Origin of the sequence: Oribacterium sp. WCC10 (genome assembly GCF_900113415.1) — a bacterium.
Taxonomy (GTDB): Bacteria; Bacillota; Clostridia; order Lachnospirales; family Lachnospiraceae; genus Oribacterium.
The window spans coordinates 1-17,554 of record NZ_FOPH01000030.1; the positions used below are offsets into that span (position 1 = coordinate 1).

Annotated in this window: 10 protein-coding genes, 1 tRNA gene and 1 rRNA gene; 9 read left to right on the top strand and 3 right to left on the bottom strand. The window is 39.5% G+C overall.

The features are described 5' to 3' along the window. The 8 genes from BM294_RS14705 to BM294_RS14735 form a co-directional block, all read left to right on the top strand. Positions 1-252: ribosomal RNA gene (locus BM294_RS14705) — 23S ribosomal RNA — on the top strand; the annotation flags it as partial. A 138-nt stretch (positions 253-390) separates the two neighbouring features. Then, a tRNA-Val gene (locus BM294_RS14710) sits at positions 391-463 on the top strand. 426 nt (positions 464-889) lie between these two features. Further along, positions 890-1,990 (top strand): hypothetical protein, encoded by a 1,101-nt coding sequence (locus BM294_RS14715; RefSeq protein ID WP_139225901.1) that lies wholly within the window; start codon positions 890-892, stop codon positions 1,988-1,990. A 223-nt stretch (positions 1,991-2,213) separates the two neighbouring features. Further along, on the top strand, positions 2,214-2,372 hold the full coding sequence (locus tag BM294_RS16075) for a hypothetical protein (RefSeq protein ID WP_175494720.1): 159 nt from the start codon (positions 2,214-2,216) through the stop codon (positions 2,370-2,372). Between the two features lie 160 nt (positions 2,373-2,532). Further along, positions 2,533-8,304 carry an EAL domain-containing protein gene (locus tag BM294_RS14720; RefSeq protein ID WP_091209749.1) on the top strand — a complete coding sequence of 1,924 codons (5,772 nt, stop codon included), beginning with the start codon at positions 2,533-2,535 and terminating at the stop codon, positions 8,302-8,304. Positions 8,305-8,415: 111 nt separating this feature from the next. After that, positions 8,416-8,715, top strand: a complete 300-nt coding sequence (locus BM294_RS14725; RefSeq protein WP_091209751.1) for an ATP-dependent Clp protease adaptor ClpS — start codon at positions 8,416-8,418, stop codon at positions 8,713-8,715. Positions 8,716-8,717: 2 nt separating this feature from the next. Further along, positions 8,718-10,943: an AAA family ATPase gene (locus BM294_RS14730; RefSeq protein WP_091209753.1), complete on the top strand. Its 2,226-nt coding sequence runs from the start codon at positions 8,718-8,720 to the stop codon at positions 10,941-10,943. A gap of 209 nt (positions 10,944-11,152) precedes the next feature. Further along, complete coding sequence (locus BM294_RS14735) at positions 11,153-11,395, top strand: helix-turn-helix domain-containing protein (protein WP_091209755.1); 243 nt, start codon at positions 11,153-11,155, stop codon at positions 11,393-11,395. A 188-nt stretch (positions 11,396-11,583) separates the two neighbouring features. Here BM294_RS14735 and BM294_RS14740 read toward each other — a convergent pair whose 3' ends face one another. The 3 genes from BM294_RS14740 to BM294_RS16490 all read right to left on the bottom strand — a co-directional run bounded on the left by BM294_RS14740 (position 11,584) and on the right by BM294_RS16490 (position 14,090). After that, a complete protein-coding gene (locus BM294_RS14740; RefSeq protein ID WP_091209756.1) occupies positions 11,584-11,895 on the bottom strand; it encodes a DUF6465 family protein in 312 nt (103 codons plus the stop codon). A 187-nt stretch (positions 11,896-12,082) separates the two neighbouring features. Beyond that, the gene (locus BM294_RS14745; RefSeq protein WP_091209758.1) at positions 12,083-13,780 is read right to left on the bottom strand and encodes a methyl-accepting chemotaxis protein; all 1,698 of its coding nucleotides are present in this window, start codon (positions 13,778-13,780) and stop codon (positions 12,083-12,085) included. A 175-nt stretch (positions 13,781-13,955) separates the two neighbouring features. After that, on the bottom strand, positions 13,956-14,090 hold the full coding sequence (locus BM294_RS16490) for a hypothetical protein (RefSeq protein WP_255407212.1): 135 nt from the start codon (positions 14,088-14,090) through the stop codon (positions 13,956-13,958). Between the two features lie 365 nt (positions 14,091-14,455). Between BM294_RS16490 and BM294_RS14750 the strand changes: the two genes are divergently transcribed. Continuing rightward, positions 14,456-17,116, top strand: a complete 2,661-nt coding sequence (locus BM294_RS14750) for a leucine-rich repeat domain-containing protein (RefSeq protein WP_091209760.1) — start codon at positions 14,456-14,458, stop codon at positions 17,114-17,116. Positions 17,117-17,554: the final 438 nt, after the last annotated feature.

A 17,554-nucleotide genomic window follows, 5' to 3' on the forward strand; every position in this document is an offset into this window, starting at 1 on the left:
GAGCTGTCCTTAGTACGAGAGGACCGGGATGGACTGACCTCTGTTGGACCTGTTGGAGATCAACTCCAGTGCAGGGTAGGCATGTCGGGACTGGATAAACGCTGAAGGCATCTAAGCGTGAAGCCACCCTCAAGATGAGATATCCCATCGCAAGAGTAAGACCCCTTGAAGACTACGAGGTAGATAGGGCTAAGCTGTAAGTGCTGTAAAGCATTCAGGTGATAGTTACTAATAGGTCGAGGGTTTGACCAATGTGGTTTGGTTGCTGGATAACAGATGGATTACTGAGAATAAGTTATTTGCATTCGGTACGCAGTTTTCAAGGCACGATAAGTTTTTTTAAAATCTGTTTGATAACGCTTTCATTAAGCGATAAAATATATCATAAATGGGGTCTTAGCTCAGCTGGGAGAGCATCTGCCTTACAAGCAGGGGGTCACAGGTTCGAGCCCTGTAGGCCCCATTTTTTGTATTTAGGTTTATATTTATTCGTGAAACATCGAAAGCAGTTTTTTGACTTTGAATTTGAATCTTGGATTTTACCAAAGCAAATTATTTGATAGCAAATTTGGTTTATTATATAAAGTGAAGTGGTGAGAAATCATCACTTCACTTTTTTGATATAGAATCAGTCAGGATGAAATTTGTTTTTGACTAGTTAAATCTGTCAGAAGCCGGAAATTGTTGTATATAGTCTGGAATAAAGGCTCAGAATAAAAGAAGTGATAAGAGTTTTAATATAGTCTTTACTCTTCGAACTCAATTAATTAAAGTTAAATCAAACCATACCATACCACTATGAACTTATACTGAAAAAGTTCTATAGATAAATATAAGATTAAGTGAGAATGATCAGGATAGTTTGAATGTGAATGAAAAGAGGGGGCATATGAATCAGAATCGAATAATAATATACATAATACTTATATTACTAATTGGGGTATTTATTTTGACAGGATGCGGACATTCCTCATTGGAAGATGTATATAAGTATGTAAACGATATGGACCTGGGACTATGTATAGTAAATCCTATACACAAGGTATTGGAATCTCAGGATGAATATGGTCCGGATGACTGGAGTTGGACCGTTTATCAGATAGATACCGGGATAAAGTTTAATATAGTCGATTCCGGAACAGATTCAATACTGGGAGTTCAGTATAGCTTAAGAGATGATTATAATGAATGTCTTTTAGATTCCTGTGAAGAAGAATTTCCTGAATATGATGACATAACCTATGATAAGTTAAAAAATGAGATAAGTTTCAGCTTCGGGAATAAAAGAGAACTCAGAAAAAGATGTGATGAAATATATGATATTTATTCCGTTGCTCACGATAAATATAAGAATGCATATATACGAGTAAATTGTAATATAGAGAACTCATTTACGGACAGGTACAAAAATACTTATCAGCAGGGGTTTGTGTACAAGGATGATTTAGATTATTCTGTGAATGAAAAACGTATGGAGGATGATTCTATTTATAAATACTGCCTTATGGAGTATTGTGATATAGCATTAAATTACAGACTTGAAGATGTTTTAGGCGAACTAACAGATGACGATATCAGGATGTATATGAATAGAGGGTATACTCAAAGAATTATCTATATTCTGGATGGGACAAAGGAAGATTTAAAAAATGCCAAAAAGGAGGTGGATTCCGAACTTGTAGGACACTCTGGGGTTATGGAGTATGCTAATCTGTATTATCTTCTCAAGAAGCAGGGGTTTAATATCGAAGGAACAAAAGATGATTTCAAAGTCAGGAATACAGATGGTAAGAAATGCGAATTTTCATATGACTTTTCTGATGATGATCAAGAAACGTCTTATTATCTCGTTGATGGTGAGAAGATTTATACACGAAGAGAAAGATATTTTGGTTTATATGAAGAGGAAATAGAAGAGCTTTTCGGAATTAAGACATATTTTCTTACAAACGACCAGATAACTCATCGGAAAAATAATAATAACTGGTAGAAGATGTACATTTGAAAACGTTTAATGAACATTGGCGATTGTTACTTTTCCGACATATAAGTGTTTTTTATCTTTTGCTGTAAGAAAAGATAAACTGCATAGGAAAACTATTATCTCCAGGTAATGTACATTTATATAAAAACTTCAATGTTTTTATATAAATGCACCTTTTTCATTTAAGATGTGCTAGTATATCCGTCATTCCAAATGAAAGGAGTCTGCAATGCATATATATGAATCAAGACGCGGTAAGACAAGAGTGACCGCATGTATTACAACTTTGAAAAAGGGAACATATTATGAGGTGCATCGTCAGGATGGAAATGTCATTTATATGAGAAATGATATATTTAACAGATTATATGTCAGAGCCGTAGGTTAGAGGTTTTGCAGGTTACGCCTGTGAAACCTCTTTTTTTATGTTTAAGTCCTGTATCAGGCATAGTAGCTTTTATCTCAGGATTTTTCGCCGAATAGATTAATATATGTGTGTTGATTGGTATGGTTAAGTCTGAGCTATAAGAAGGTACTGAGAGGTTCCCATGAGTATTGAAATTAATGAATTTACGAATGCAGATTTCAGTAAAGAGTATATTATCAACGGACTGACAGCTATGCCCGGTGGCTTTTTCATATACAAGGCCGATTGGAAGGATGAGAGAATACTTTACGCAAATCAGGCTATTCTCGATTTATTTGAGTGTAAAGATAATGATGAATTTCAGAAACTGACAGGCGGATCTTTCAAAGGCATGGTGCATCCTGATGACTATGATGAAGTCGAAGCAAGCATAAAACTGCAGGTAGGGGAGTCAGAGGATAATTTTGATCAGGTACACTATAGAATAAGAACAAAAACAGGCAAGGTACTTAATATTGAAGATATTGCAAGGCTGTATGAAGATCCTGTTGAGGGACCGTTGTTTTATGTTTTTGTATCGACATTTCATTCAAAAGTTGATCCATTGACAGGACTGCCTAATAAAGAATATTTCATGAAAACCGCCAGAACCGAATGTAGAAAGATGCATATGCAGCATAAGGATATGGTAATCATCAATTTCGATCTAAACGGTCTTAAGAGGTTTAATTCCAGGTATCGCATGGAAGAGGGAGATAAACTGATCCTGTGTTTTGCAGATATTCTGAAAAGGCATTTTGACGGACACTGCTGCTCAAGATTTGGTGAAGATCATTTTTATGCATTCGCTGAATCTGCTGATATAGAGGTTATTCTTAATCAGATAATAGGGGAGCTGCAATCAGCAAATAACGGACGAACACTTACAGTACGTATAGGAATAGCCGGATATACTCCTGATGAGGCGATAAGTGAAATATGTGATAAAGCAAAGATAGCTTCTGACAATCTGATCGATGCCATGGAATCAGATTATGTTTGGTTCAATGAAGATATCAAGGATAAGCATCTGAGTAGGGAGTATATATTAAGGCATTTTGATCAGGCTATAGCAGAGGGGTGGATTGAGCCATTCTATCAGCCTGTAGTCAGGACACTTAACGGGAGAGTCTGCGGATTTGAAGCATTGGCCAGATGGAAGGATCCTGAGTATGGAATACTGTTGCCTTCAGAGTTTATAACGATTCTTGAGGAAAACCACATTTCCTATAAGCTTGATATGTATATAATAGGTAAGGTTGTTGAAATGCTTCACAGAAGAAAGGAATATGGTCAGCCGGTGGTTCCGGTTTCTGTGAATCTGGCTCAGTCGGACTTTGATCTTTGCGATCCGGTTACGATTATTTCATCACTATGTGATTCTCATGGAATAAGCAGAAATCTTATAAGTATAGAAATTGCAGAGACTGCTCTCATGAATGATAGAGGGCTTATCAGAAATGCGATTAACAGATTTCACAAGTCCGGATTCGAGGTTTGGATGGATGATTTCGGTGAAGGATATTCATCACTTAATATACTCAAGGAGTTCTCCTTTGACGGAATAAAGATGGATATCGATTTCCTTAAGGATATGAATGAAAAGTCCAGACAGATAATAATCATGGCTATAAGAATGGCAAAGTCCATAGGCATGCATACTCTTGCAGAAGGAGTTGAGAAACCTGAGCATTGTGAGTTCCTGAAAAGTATCGGATGTGAAAAAATTCAAGGTTATGTATACAGTAAACCTCTGATGTTTGATGAAGTACTCCGGCATATGAGTGATTCGGGACTTATATTTGAACCGGGGGAAGTTTATGAGTTTTATCAGAAGGCCGGACTTGTGGATCTGGTTTCGCCGGTACCTCTTGCACTATTCTTGTATGATGGCAGACGTTTTAAGACATTATTTAAGAATGAGCCATACAGCTCGGAAGTAAAGGCAATAGGGGTTTCTGACGAGCAGGGTATAGAACTGTATCTGAATTCTGATCAGACTATGCTGAGCAGAAAGTTCAAGGAACTGGCGGATAAAGCTATAGATAACAATAAGTCTGAGAGCATGATATTTGTTGCAAGGAACAAATATTTCAGAGGAGTTTTTACGCCTGTAGCCAGGATGAAAAATTGTACGATTCTGTCCGCGACTATAGATGGTACAAGATACGATGCGCAGCGAAGAAGCGAAGAGATGGATCGTATCATGCGTAATATCACAACGGTTTACGATAACATTTACCTCATAGATTACAATAAGGATTCAAGAACTGTTATAACCAGTACGTTTTCTTATGAGCATGATGGGGATATAACATACGGCCTCAGGCAGTTTTATGCTGATTACAGCAGGAAAAGAGCCCATATAGATGATATAGAAAGACTTCAAAAGTTTCTTAGTAAGGAAAATATAGAGGACAGATTCAGACGTTCTGACAGAGGAAGCTTTTCTGAAGTGTTTCTTGTAATGCAACAGGATGGGAACTATCACTGGACAGAATTTTTATTTGTTGGGCTGCCGGAATCCGACGGGCAAAGATATTTTGTATGTGAAAAGCCGTCTGAAGTAGAAGATGCACAGAACAAAACGGAATATATAAGGAGACTTATTGAATCAAACAATATAAGTCTAAGAGATCTCGAACTCAGAAGAGATAATGATTGGGAGAAATCTCTGCTTGAAAATGGAAATATCAAGCTGTTCTGGAAGGATAAAGAGCGAAGATTTGTAGGAGCCAGCGATGCGTTTTTGAAGTATTACGGATTCAAGTCCCTTGATGAAATCATTGGAAAAACAGATGAAGATCTGGCCTGGCACATAGATGACAACCCATACAGAATTGATGAAAAACATGTTATTGAACGTGGAGAAAGTGTCTTGAATGCTCCCGGAAAAGTCATAGTTGAGGGTGTTCCGAGAGATATACTGGCAAATAAATTCCCGGCATATTATGAGGGAAAGGTTACCGGTCTTATAGGATATTTTGTTGATATTGAGCAGGATTTAAAGTCCGATGAAAAAGTCAGACAGAATAATCTTATAGATCCATTGACAGGACTTCTTAATGCACAGGGTATGATGATGACTATGTTGGAATTTGATAGCAGTTTTAAAACCAGCGGGAGTGATTATGTTTATGCCTCAATCTTTGTAGACGGATATAACGAAGTTCTGACAGATTTTGGTGAAGAGGTTGCCCAGCATCTGATAAAGCTTGTAGCCAGAACTGTAAAAAAATCCTTTGGATCTTCAGCGACCATTGCAAGGAACTATGGTTGTCATTTTGCTGTATGCGAAAAGGGATATTCGACAGATGCAATAACAAAGGAGATTAGCAGATGTACTGATGCCATAAAGGAAATAAAGGAAGTCGAAAAGCATAGATGCAACATTAGCATGACTTATGGCATAGCCATGGGCTCCGAAGCAAATAATATTCAAAGCATTATGGATATTGCTCAAAAGAGGCAGGAAATAAGCGTAAGAAGAAAGGGTAAGAATTTCGCATTCAGCAACACAGAGATTCTTCCGGACATCAACAGTGATCTGCCACTTCCGTATGTTGTCCTTACGCCCATCATGGACGAAAAAAACGAAAATGTACTTGATATGAGATTCCTTTTTGTTAATCAGAAGTATAGTGAAATGACAGGAATCATGAAAAAAGATCTTTTGGGAAAGGGATATCTGGAGACATTCCCGCATACAGATCATCTGTGGATTGAATATACTTACAGGGCAGTGCGTGGAGAATACGTACATAACAGGATTTACGATGCGGCAACAAGACATTGGATAAAGCTCACAGCAGCGCCTTCAGTAGTGCCGGGGACCTGTGCAGTGGTTTATGAAGTTGTAGATATAGAAAAACGTCAGGAAAATCAGGCAGCCATTGGTAGGGCAACACTTAATGAGATCATCAGACTGGCACGTATGCTTGATGGGGAAATGGAGTATGAGAATGCAATTAATCATGCCATTGAGCATATAGGTAATGCAACAGGAGCAACAAAGGTTTATATATATGAAACGGATAGAAAAACATTCAGCAACTCCTTTGAGTGGCATGCGGATGGATCAGTTTATGACAGGGATAAACAGCAATACAGGGATTACAGATATATCTCTATGTGGGAAAAAAGACTTGATAATGATACAAGTATCATTATCGAGAATGTAGAGCTTTTGAAGTATGATCATCCTGAGTTATTCAGCTACTTAAAGGCCAACGACATTAACTGGTTGATCAGTTCCCCTATATATCATAAGGGACAGCTGATTGGTTATCTCGGGGTGGACAATTATGATTATGACAAGAATATTGACATCAGAAAATACATAGAAACTGCGGCATATCTTTTATCTGCAAGGCTTAAGTTCCATGAATTCTATGAAGATGAAAGAATAAGGAAAGAAAAGCAGTTAACAGATAATAAAGAGCATCTGACAGGAAAGCTTGGATATGAGATTTTGGAGATTCTGGGAAGAAATGTTGAACGCTCGACTGTCATCAATGAAGCACTGACAAAGCTTGGTGACATACTTCGCTGTGACAGGATATTTGTGATGGAGATAAATGATGGTATTGTAAAATGTTCACATGAATGGTGTAACAAACATGTGGAATCAATGATGAAAGTTCGTCAGGGATTTACACAGGAAGACTATATCGGCATCATAGATGATTCATTATATGTGAATAGTGCTGTAGTGATAGAGGATCTTGAGGATGTCAGGGAATTTACGCCAAAGAAATATGAACTTCTGAAGGAATACGGGGTTGATCACTTCATTGAGGTTCCTTTCTTTGATCAGGGAGAACTCATAGGTATTTTAGGTGTTGACAATTTCTATCATACTGAACTTGTGGACACGAAAAAAATACTTGAAACTGTTGCATTTTTCATAGGGTACAAAATAATAATTGAAAGACTTAGAATGGTTTCTGTAAAGGACAGCCTGTTTAAGAAATCATCTGTTAAGAAAGCGATAGAAGATGTAAGCGAATCCGATCTGATGGCTTCGGGTGTCAGCCCCAATATTTACAAGGATCTTCCTGTTCCATGCCTACTTATAAAAGCATGTGTTAATACAGATGTTATGAAAGCGGACGATTTTGAATTTGCTTTTGTGAATGAAGCATACTGTAAATTAGTGAATATTCCATACAGAGATCTCGTAGGAAAGAAATACTGCGAAGTATTTCACAATGCAGATCCTCAATGGGTTACGGACGTTTTTGAAGCAGCAGTCATAGGCCGGACAGTAAGGGATCGCAGATATGAAGTGGTGAGTGAACGCTGGGTGGATCTCATCATTGCCCCGACATCCATCCCAGGTTATTGTACAGCAATGCTCCTGAATGTTGACATGGATCATAACGAGAGTAAACCTGGTGAGACTAAGAGACCTGATAACAGCAACGCAGAGATAGTGGTTGCGACAGCCGAAATATTTAATAAGGAAAGAGATGATGATAAGGCAATAAAAAATGTACTTGAGGAATTGAGCAAATATGTTTATGCTGATCATCTGTATATACTGCTTGTTGATCGAAATAAGACCACTTTTAGCGAACGTTATGAGTGGTGCAGGGATGGAGTCAGATCAAATCTTGGCATGCTTCAGAAAATCGATAGAAACTATTTACAGAGATCCAATGCCTTCAGACATAGTAATCACATGTGTGATGACATAAGCATAGTAAAGAAGTCGGATATTGTTCTTTATGAGTTTTTGAAAGCAAGAAATATCAGAAATACTATACAGATTCCGCTTTACAGAGGTGAAGAGATAATCGGATACTTTGGAGCGGACAATATAGATGAAAACAAGGAAGCTGAAGCCGAGATATTAAAGGTAGTAGCATATTTTGTGGCTGCAAAGATCATTATGGCGAAGATGGATCAGTGATATAATCGGCAAAGGTCATAAGTGGGTGGCAAATGTTCTTTACACTCACGATATTTATATAGCGTGGCAGTGATTGCTGCGCTATATGTTTTAAACGGGAGAAAGTGGATAATGGCAACTCAGGGTGCAGTTCAGGAAAAGACTGTTATAAAATTACAGGAACCAAAAAAATATAATGTGATAATGCATAATGATGATTTTACAACAATGGAATTTGTCGTTGAGGTTCTGGTGGATATATTTCATAAGAGTGAGGCTGAGGCAGAGACACTTATGATGACAGTTCATAAAGGGGGCAAGGCTATAGTCGGATGCTATCCCTTTGACATAGCGGTATCAAAAGTCAATGCTGCACGAATGAGAGCAAAGTCGGCCGGCTTTCCGTTTAAGGTAACTGTTGAGGAGGCGTGAATATGAATGTAACTGAAGAACTTGCGGCAATAATAAATAATTCATACACACTGGCATTACAGAACCATCATGAATACGTTACACCGGAACTTGTACTTCTTGCTATGTGTGATGATCAGAGTTTCAGGGTGGCATTTTCCAACTGTGGCGGAGATATAAAGGCTTTATCTGATAATCTAAGGGAGTACCTGGATAAGTACGTTGAGAAAATCGACGGGGTCGAGCCTGAGATGTCTGCCGGAATGCAGATTGCCTTTGCCTTAGCGCAAAATCAGGCTGTGAACAGCAGTAAAAATACAGTAGAGCTTCCTCATCTGGTTCATGCATTTTTTGATCTTAAGGAAAGTTATGCTGTCTACTATATGAATATGCAGGGTGTCGATGAGGTATCACTTCTTGAAGAACTTGGGGATATATATTCTTCGGAAGAAGAAATCCTGTCTCAGGGGGATGAGAAACATCAGGAAGGACAGCCGGATACTGAGGATATAAGTTCTTTTGCACCTTGCATCAATGATATGCTTGATAATGTCAATCCTTTGATTGGAAGAGAACAGGAACTGGAAAGAACCATACAGATATTATGCAGAAAAGATAAAAACAATCCCCTTCATGTCGGGGAACCCGGTGTCGGAAAAACAGCCATTACCTATGGACTTGCGAGGCTTTTGAATGAAGGAAATGTTCCTGATGTTCTTAAAGGGGCACGAATATATTCATTGGATCTCGGAAGTCTGCTTGCAGGTACCAAATATCGTGGTGACTTTGAGAAGAGACTGAAAAAAATACTCTCACGGATAGAGAAGGAGGATAATCCTATCATTTATATCGATGAGATTCACAATCTTCTTGGAGCGGGTGCCACAGGAGAGGGGAGTTTTGATGCGGCTAATATCCTTAAGCCATATCTGGCCGGAGGACGTGTTCGTTTTATCGGTTCTACAACATTTGAGGAATATAAAAAACACTTTGAAAAGAGTAAGAGTCTTGTCAGACGTTTCCAGAATGTTGAGATAAAGGAACCGGATACGGAAGAAACTGTCAGGATTCTTGAGGGTCTGAAGAAAAAGTACGAAAGTTTTCACGGAGTAGTTTACGGAAAAGGTGTTCTTGAGTATGCGGTTCAGATGAGTGCCAGATATATCAATGAGCGTTTCCTTCCGGATAAGGCTATAGATCTTATTGATGAGGCTGGGTCCTACAGAAAGATTCATCCGCTTCCGCAGAAGAAACAGACTGTGGGGAAAGACCTGATAAATGAGGTACTTACCAAGATATGCAGAGTGCCGATAAAGAATGTTGAGAGTGATGAGCTTACAGGGCTTAAAACATTGGAGCAGAGGATGCTCAATCAGGTTTATGGACAGGATAAAGCCATAGAACAGGTTGTTAATGCTGTCAAATTTTCAAAAGCAGGAATGATAGAGGAAACAAAACCTTTGGCAAGTCTTCTTTTTGTCGGTCCTACCGGAGTAGGAAAAACCGAGATTGCCAGAACTCTTGCCAGAGAACTAGGTATAGCACTTGTAAGGTTTGATATGAGTGAGTATGAAGAGAAACACTCTGTAGCTAAGCTTATAGGTGCTCCTGCCGGATATATCGGTTACGAAGAGGGGGGATTGCTGACCGAAGAAATTCGTAAGAATCCCAACTCTGTACTTCTTCTTGATGAGATAGAGAAAGCCCATCCGGATGTATTCAACATGCTTCTTCAAGTGATGGACTATGCTACTCTGACTGATAATCAGGGTCGTAAGGCTGATTTCAGAAATGTGATCATCATCATGACATCCAATGCAGGAGCCAGCAAACTGGGAAAGTCAGGCATAGGTTTCCTTGCTAAGGATGTTACAAGTGACAATCTTATGGACGAAGTAAAGAGAGTATTCCAGCCGGAGTTTCGAAACAGGCTTAGTCAGATAGTTGTGTTCAACAGTATGGATGAGACTATGGCCGGACTCATTGCCGGAAAGAAGCTTCGTGAGTTTAAAGATATGTTGATGACAAGAAATGTTGAACTTATCATAAATGATGAAGCAGTTGAGCTATTGAAACAGAAGGGTATAAGCAGAGAGTACGGAGCTCGAGAGATGGACCGTATCATCAGAAATGAAGTAAAGACGCTTCTGGTTGATGAGATATTATTCGGTAAACTGAAAAAAGGTGGACGATGTGAGCTTACTTCAAAGGATGGATCATTCAGAGTGAAGATTCTTTCGCGGAAGTAAAAGAAGGTAAAGGCTTAAATAAATACTTATATTTTATTTGGAAAAAGCCGATGGTAATAATGATAACTTCTATGAAAAGGAGTCAGGAAGTTATAGGCAGGCACTGATCTATCAGTGTTTATGCAGATACAAATTTTGCGTTTAGCATGTACATATGATAAAATCGTATCCATAAGATTTCAGCTTTTGTTGACGTAGTGAGGTGACATATGAGTTATATTGATCAGGAAGCCACAGGCAAACTGTTACGTACTGCTGTTAAGAATAGTAGCTTTTCGGTCACAGATATATGTAAAGAGATGAATATTTCAACAACATCTATATATAATTGGTTCAGAGGAGACAGCCTTCCTACCATAGACAATCTTTTCCTGTTTGCTGAACTTGTAGGACAGAAAGTTGATGATATAGTTGTTTATGTATCTGACAGAAATAATGCTTCGGCAGCTTAGTTGACGTATAATCGCAGAGATGCAGTCTGCGGTTGCTTTAAGATGTAAAAAGATAACCCCGTCGTATCCTTCAATTGATACGGCGGGGTTTTTATATGTGCTTTAAGTGGCATATTTCCAAGATGCGACAAACCTCTGCGGACGATAAGCGGACAATCGCCGGCTTATCAACCGTTCATAATGATGAATTAAAGCTCGATCTTGTAATCTGCGCTGCCTTCACCATCAATTGTATAGTATGCTACAGACTCATCAGCTTTGATGTATACCTTTACATCCTTAACATCAGCTTTGATCTTCTTTGCAGCTTCTACTGCATCATTCTGGATCTTGGCAGGATCGTAGTCAGTTCCGTTGATCTGTAAAGTGAGTGCGGACGTAACCGCAACTTCTTTCTTTACAGCAGGCTTTGCGGCAGTCTTTTTCTCTGTCACAGGAGCCTTTGCAGCAGGCTTCTTTACAGTTTCTTTTTTTTCTACTGGTGTTTTGGTCTTAACCATATTGTAATCTCCTTTATATTATAAAAGCTTTTTATGATGTCGATTTTATTTCTATAAAAAATATATGTCAATACTTGATTAAATTTGCATGCGAAAATGTGGTTTTTGCAACCGTTGTATACAAAACAGCTACCCATCTTGCGATGGATAGCTGTTTTTGGAGAGTAGAGATAATATAGATGAATCATCATACGATGATTTGGGCAACCATGTTCTTAAGTTGAGTTGCGTGATTATTGAGTTCCTGACTGGATGCAGATGACTGTTCTGCAGTTGCGCTGTTTTCCTGAACAACCTGTGCAATCTGCTCAAGACCGGTAGTGATTTCTGCGATAGAAACAGCTTCACGCTGCATTTCGTTTGCTATATTCAATACCAGTTCCTTGGACTTTTCGGAACTCTCCTTAACTTCATTAAGGCTGTCGGCTGAAGCTGTAATGAGCTTGTTACCGTTCTGAATAGCTGTAATGGTATCTTCGATAAGAACTGAGGTTTCTGAAGCTGCAGCTGCGGACTTTCCGGCAAGATTACGTACTTCATCAGCAACTACTGCGAAGCCCTTACCTGCGGCACCTGCTCTTGCGGCCTCTACCGCAGCGTTGAGGGCAAGGATGTTGGTCTGGAATGCGATATCGTCAATAGTCTTGATGATGTTCTCAATTTGATTAGATTTATTGGCGATTTCTTCCATCGCTTCCTTAACGTGACCCATCTGTTCATTTTCAGCAGATATTCTTTCTGCAAATGATGCAGAGAATTCACCGACATCGTTTGCGGTCTTGGCATTAATATTAACTTTATCCCTGATGGTCTGGACTGTTGCGGAAAGCTCTTCAAGAGTTGAAGCCTGCTCAGTGGAGCCCTGTGACAGTGACATGGCACCATTAGCAATGTGGCTTGATCCGGTTTCTACATCTGCGGCAACATCGTTCATTTTTGTAAAGATGGCACTGAGATTGCTGTGAATGTCTCCATATGCTGTGATAATACTTGCATAGTCACCGATATACTGATCTGCACACTGTGACTTGGCTGCGAAATTACCCTTCGCCATTTCCATAAGCATGTAACAGACATCCTTTATTACATTAGAGGTTTGAGTTGACATGCCATGAACTGCATGAACCATCGCTCCTATTTCATCTTTACCGAACTTGGATGGATCAATGTCAACATCAAATTCGCCCTTCTCGAGAGTTTTCATTGAATCAACGACAACATTTACGCCCTTGATAATGCTGTTAGCAAGGAATGTAAATATAATTGTACAAGCAACAACGGTAATGACAAATGTCAAAGGTATAGTAACCATTACAGTTGTGCTGAGCTTTGCAGAGTCATTAAGCATATCCTTTGCCTGTTGCTCACAGAGTTCACATACATCATCAAGTGCATGTGTGAATTGCATCATTGGTGATGAATTGTCTGTACTGAAGTTTGCATCATAGTAACTGATAGAGGCCTGCATATCTCCGGTTTCGATAGTATTCAGAAGCTGATAGGAAGCCGCTGTAAATGTATCGAACTTATTCTGCAGATCCGAAGACATAGCGGTATCATCCGAAGTCTTGATTATCTGATCAAGGTAGGACTGCATGGTTGCAAAACGACTTTCAAAATCTTTTCTCTGGTCTGCGGGTGAATTGCCTTCGATATCTGACTGATAAAGCGCTAAAAGAAGACGCTTTGCAGTTGCGTTAAGATCTTTTTTTACAAGTAGTCCCGCATAGGTGTTTTCATATTCGACATTTCCAAAGCGGGTCATCATAGAACTCATTCTATGGAAAGAGAATAGTGCTACTAACATCATTACAGCTATCAATACTGTGATGACGATCTGTGTGATCATAAATCGGGTTTTAATACTTAAATCTTTCAGTTTCATCTGTATTCCCTCACTACTCAGTTAAAAAATAGGTTTAGGTGACCTGTTGCAAAGATTCTATCGGCGAGAAACTAAAAAAATTAACGAAAAATCAGAGGAATATTATTAAAATTTCTTTATCATGTATGCACGACGGGTGAATAATTACGAAAATATATAAAAACCTCTTAAATTATTAACTTGCGGATTTTAATGAGCTATCCAGTGTCAGAGTTTTGGTAATCTTACGCTGGTTCCAAAGTGAGTAAATGATTACAAGTATAGCTACTCCAAGGAAAGTCATGGCGATAGGCGAATTAAATATTTCCATGATCTCACCCTTATGGATATTCATAAAGCGCGCATAGTTCTTCTCGCACATGGGTCCGAGAATAAGAGTAAGCAGGATTGGCGACAAAGGAAACTCATACTTGTTTTTAAATGTCAGTATTATTTTTTCTTATAGAACAAATATAGTACCGAAAATGGTATAATTAACTATAGATTGAGTTGATCGTGTTTAAACTCTGTGTTTCAAAAACAGTACTGTAAAGTCAGCATTGTTTAAGTAACACATGTGTGTAAAAAAATGAGAGCTTTAAATTATAGGGAAGGAGTGATGAAACGCTATAAAATTCCATTTTCTGTGAGGGGATTCTTAAATTTATCAATTTAATCAATACGGAGGATATTTTTATGAAGAATCAATCTCTGATTTGTATCTTCTGTGCAGCTTTAGTTTTAGGTCTTGCTGCATGCTCCGGTAAGAGTCCGACTTCAAGTCCTGGCACAGAAGCAGAAACAACGCAGACTGAAGCGCCTTTTGTGGAAGAAGAGCCTGTAAAGAATGAGTTGAATTCCACCTCTCCCATTCCGAAAATCAATAAGGATTATGATCTTACAGAACAGATATTTGAAGAAGAAAATCTGATTCTCAGGTTGCCGAAAGGTGTCACTGCTGTTAATGAAGGCAGAGGGGAAAACATGGGACACATAACTGTCACAGATGAGGAAGACGGTTGGAAACTGATGTTCCGCCCTGATAATTTCTCTCTGAAAAACATAATTAACAATGTCAGCAATACAGTTATTTATGACGGTAACGTGGTAAAAACCGACTGGTCAAAGGATGTGGCAGGTACTCTTTCCGGGTTCCCTGTCAGGGTATGGGCCAACAATATACGAAAAGGATGGCTTCACCCTTCCAATGAAACCGATACGCCGGCTGTTGACATCATCGTGGATTATGGCGAGACTCTTGTAGGAGAATGGCTGGGCATGCACATTCGTCTTGAGGCTCTTAACCCTAAAGATGATACTAACATTTACCACTATCTATACAACAGTAAGCTGCGCGCCGTGCTGAACAGTTTTGAATGTATAAAAACTCCTGACGGAAAGGAATATACCGCAAACGGTATCACTGCATCCTTCCCGGCCCGCTGGCCTGTAAAAGCCGGTGAGAACTCTCTGGTGGCAAATATGCATTCGAATGCTCTCACCGGAGGCATCACCATGTCAACGCAATACAATCCGGATCCTCAGCATCATGTGGATCAGTACGAGGGTGAACAGTTCAGTCGTACCTATGGAAGTAATGACTGGATAGGTGTTATCGCCAAGCATACCTTTGAAAAGGATGAAACTTCTGAACCGACCATACTGTATTCCATGCACCTGTTCTCAAAATTCAGCGACAGGATGTGTGCCAATGTTCATGTTTCCAACAACAGTTTCGGACCGGATGAGTTCAAGGCTTTCCTTGACAACGAACAGTTTGTGGATCTTATGAATTCTGTGAAACTCGATCCTGACGCATGGCATCAGCCCGGTACGGCAGAAGTAAACGGTCTTCTGTCTGACGGCGGCAGCATCATGTCATACTCTGGTTCAGAAGAAGAGTTAACCATTCCGTCAGTAATCGGCGATTACAACACAGTTTACATCGGTTTTAATGCATTTAAGGACAATACTTCTATCAGGAAAATCGTCATTCCTGATGGCGTTACCGAGATTCAGGGCAATGCTTTCTATGGATGTACAAATCTTGAAACAGTTGTGCTTCCCGAAACTCTGAACTTCATATATCAGAACGCTTTCCGTGACTGCCCTAATCTGAAGGATGTAGTACTGCCGGAAAGTGTGTCTTACGTAGGCTTCAGCGCGTATGAGGGCTCAGGAACAGGAACTTTCAAAGGAAGCTCTGCGGAATATGATTCTCATGCATTTGATGAAAGTGGTTTTGATAAGATAAGCTTCGCAGCAGGTGCGGTTCTTTCAGCAGACTATATTTTTGATGGTGCAAAGCTTTCTGAGATAGAGTTCCCATCTGACCTTAAAGAACTTGGTATGGGTGCATTTGTAAACTGCCACAACCTGCAAAGGATAGAACTTCCTGAGACAGTGACAACCATCGGAGAAAGTGCGTTTGCATCCATGTTTGGTCTTCCGCATATCACTCTTCCGGAGGGTCTTACAGAGATACCTGAAGGCTGTTTCAATTCAACTACCCTGGATACTCTCGTGATTCCTTCTACTGTCACGAAGATTGGTGACAGCGCAACCTTCGGTGCAGCCTGCATCGTTATCCTGTGTCCTGAAGCAGAGATAGGCGAGCGAGCAATTCAGGCAGACTACGTATACATGGAAGATGCCTATAAGCATGTATTTTCCGATCATCAGGAGCTTGAGGGAAGCTGTCTGTATCTTGACGGTGTCTATGATGCAGCGTCTCAGCTCCAGGGACATTTCTATGATGCCACAAGCTTCAGTTATCAGGTTTATCTTCCATCTGACGCTACCGTTGAAGAGGCTGATGCACTTGACCGGTTCCTGCTCTCTATAGGATATCAGGATATCGCATGGATCGGTTCCTCAAGAGACTTCATTCCTGACAGTACCTTCGACTTCGATTGTACCAGTGCAGGTATGATAACTGGATATCACGGTAACAGTGATAAGCTCGGTATACCTAACTATCATCTGTACAGAGAAGACGACTGGTGGCTGACAGGCAATGTATATGGAATCGTGGATGAAGCCTTCAAGGATTCCACCTTTACCTCTGCTTACTTCCGCGGCCAGTGCGGAGACGGAATCGGATCTAGAATTCTTGCAGGTAATACTGCTCTTAAGGATATATGGTTCAATACTTCTATTATCAATGAGATAGACTCGGATAATTCCGCCAGCGGAATCCCGCATTATCAGCCTGATACCTTTGAAGGTATCCCTGATGATGTAACGGTACATCTGCCTGAAGCTATTCCTGAGGACCTACGTTCCGGCCTGGAAGAAAGCCTTCGTGCCCATGGTATACCTACAGGAGCAAAATTCGTATATTACAGTCTCAGATAACAGCTTTGTCTGATGATCTGAACAGCTAATCTTCTTTCGATTTTAATCAATGGAGAAGCTGCGAAACACAATAAAAGACAGCTATGTTTCAGATGAGCATAGCTGTCTTTATTTTTTATGATATGATGAGTCGCCCGACAAATGGACGTTTATATCACATCCATTTTCGATATATTGTTCCTTGAAAACTTAATACACTATCTTTTTTATAAAAAATACGATTTCAGATGCACATGCGTACCTAAAATCAGAGGATTATTAGCATCCTATTTCCATTCCTTATGCTAATTGGACACACTTATCCAAGCTAACCATATATTTGATTAGCTTAATCGTATTTAGTGCTGCAACTTTAAAACCGAAGAAATGCCTATTCCTTATCAGACCTCTTACAGGCATTTTATCAGCATTATGCCTTTTCCTTAATGATGCCGGAAT

Bases quoted from the DNA above. Each gene is read 5' to 3' on its own strand.
- BM294_RS14740 (WP_091209756.1), bottom strand. From the start codon at position 11,895: ATGGTTAAGACCAAAACACCAGTAGAAAAAAAAGAAACTGTAAAGAAG.
- BM294_RS14750 (WP_091209760.1), top strand. From the start codon at position 14,456: ATGAAGAATCAATCTCTGATTTGTATCTTCTGTGCAGCTTTAGTTTTA.
- BM294_RS14730 (WP_091209753.1), top strand. From the start codon at position 8,718: ATGAATGTAACTGAAGAACTTGCGGCAATAATAAATAATTCATACACA.
- BM294_RS16075 (WP_175494720.1), top strand. From the start codon at position 2,214: ATGCATATATATGAATCAAGACGCGGTAAGACAAGAGTGACCGCATGT.
- BM294_RS14715 (WP_139225901.1), top strand. From the start codon at position 890: ATGAATCAGAATCGAATAATAATATACATAATACTTATATTACTAATT.
- BM294_RS14720 (WP_091209749.1), top strand. From the start codon at position 2,533: ATGAGTATTGAAATTAATGAATTTACGAATGCAGATTTCAGTAAAGAG.
- BM294_RS14725 (WP_091209751.1), top strand. From the start codon at position 8,416: ATGGCAACTCAGGGTGCAGTTCAGGAAAAGACTGTTATAAAATTACAG.
- BM294_RS16490 (WP_255407212.1), bottom strand. From the start codon at position 14,090: ATGGAAATATTTAATTCGCCTATCGCCATGACTTTCCTTGGAGTAGCT.
- BM294_RS14735 (WP_091209755.1), top strand. From the start codon at position 11,153: ATGAGTTATATTGATCAGGAAGCCACAGGCAAACTGTTACGTACTGCT.
- BM294_RS14745 (WP_091209758.1), bottom strand. From the start codon at position 13,780: ATGAAACTGAAAGATTTAAGTATTAAAACCCGATTTATGATCACACAG.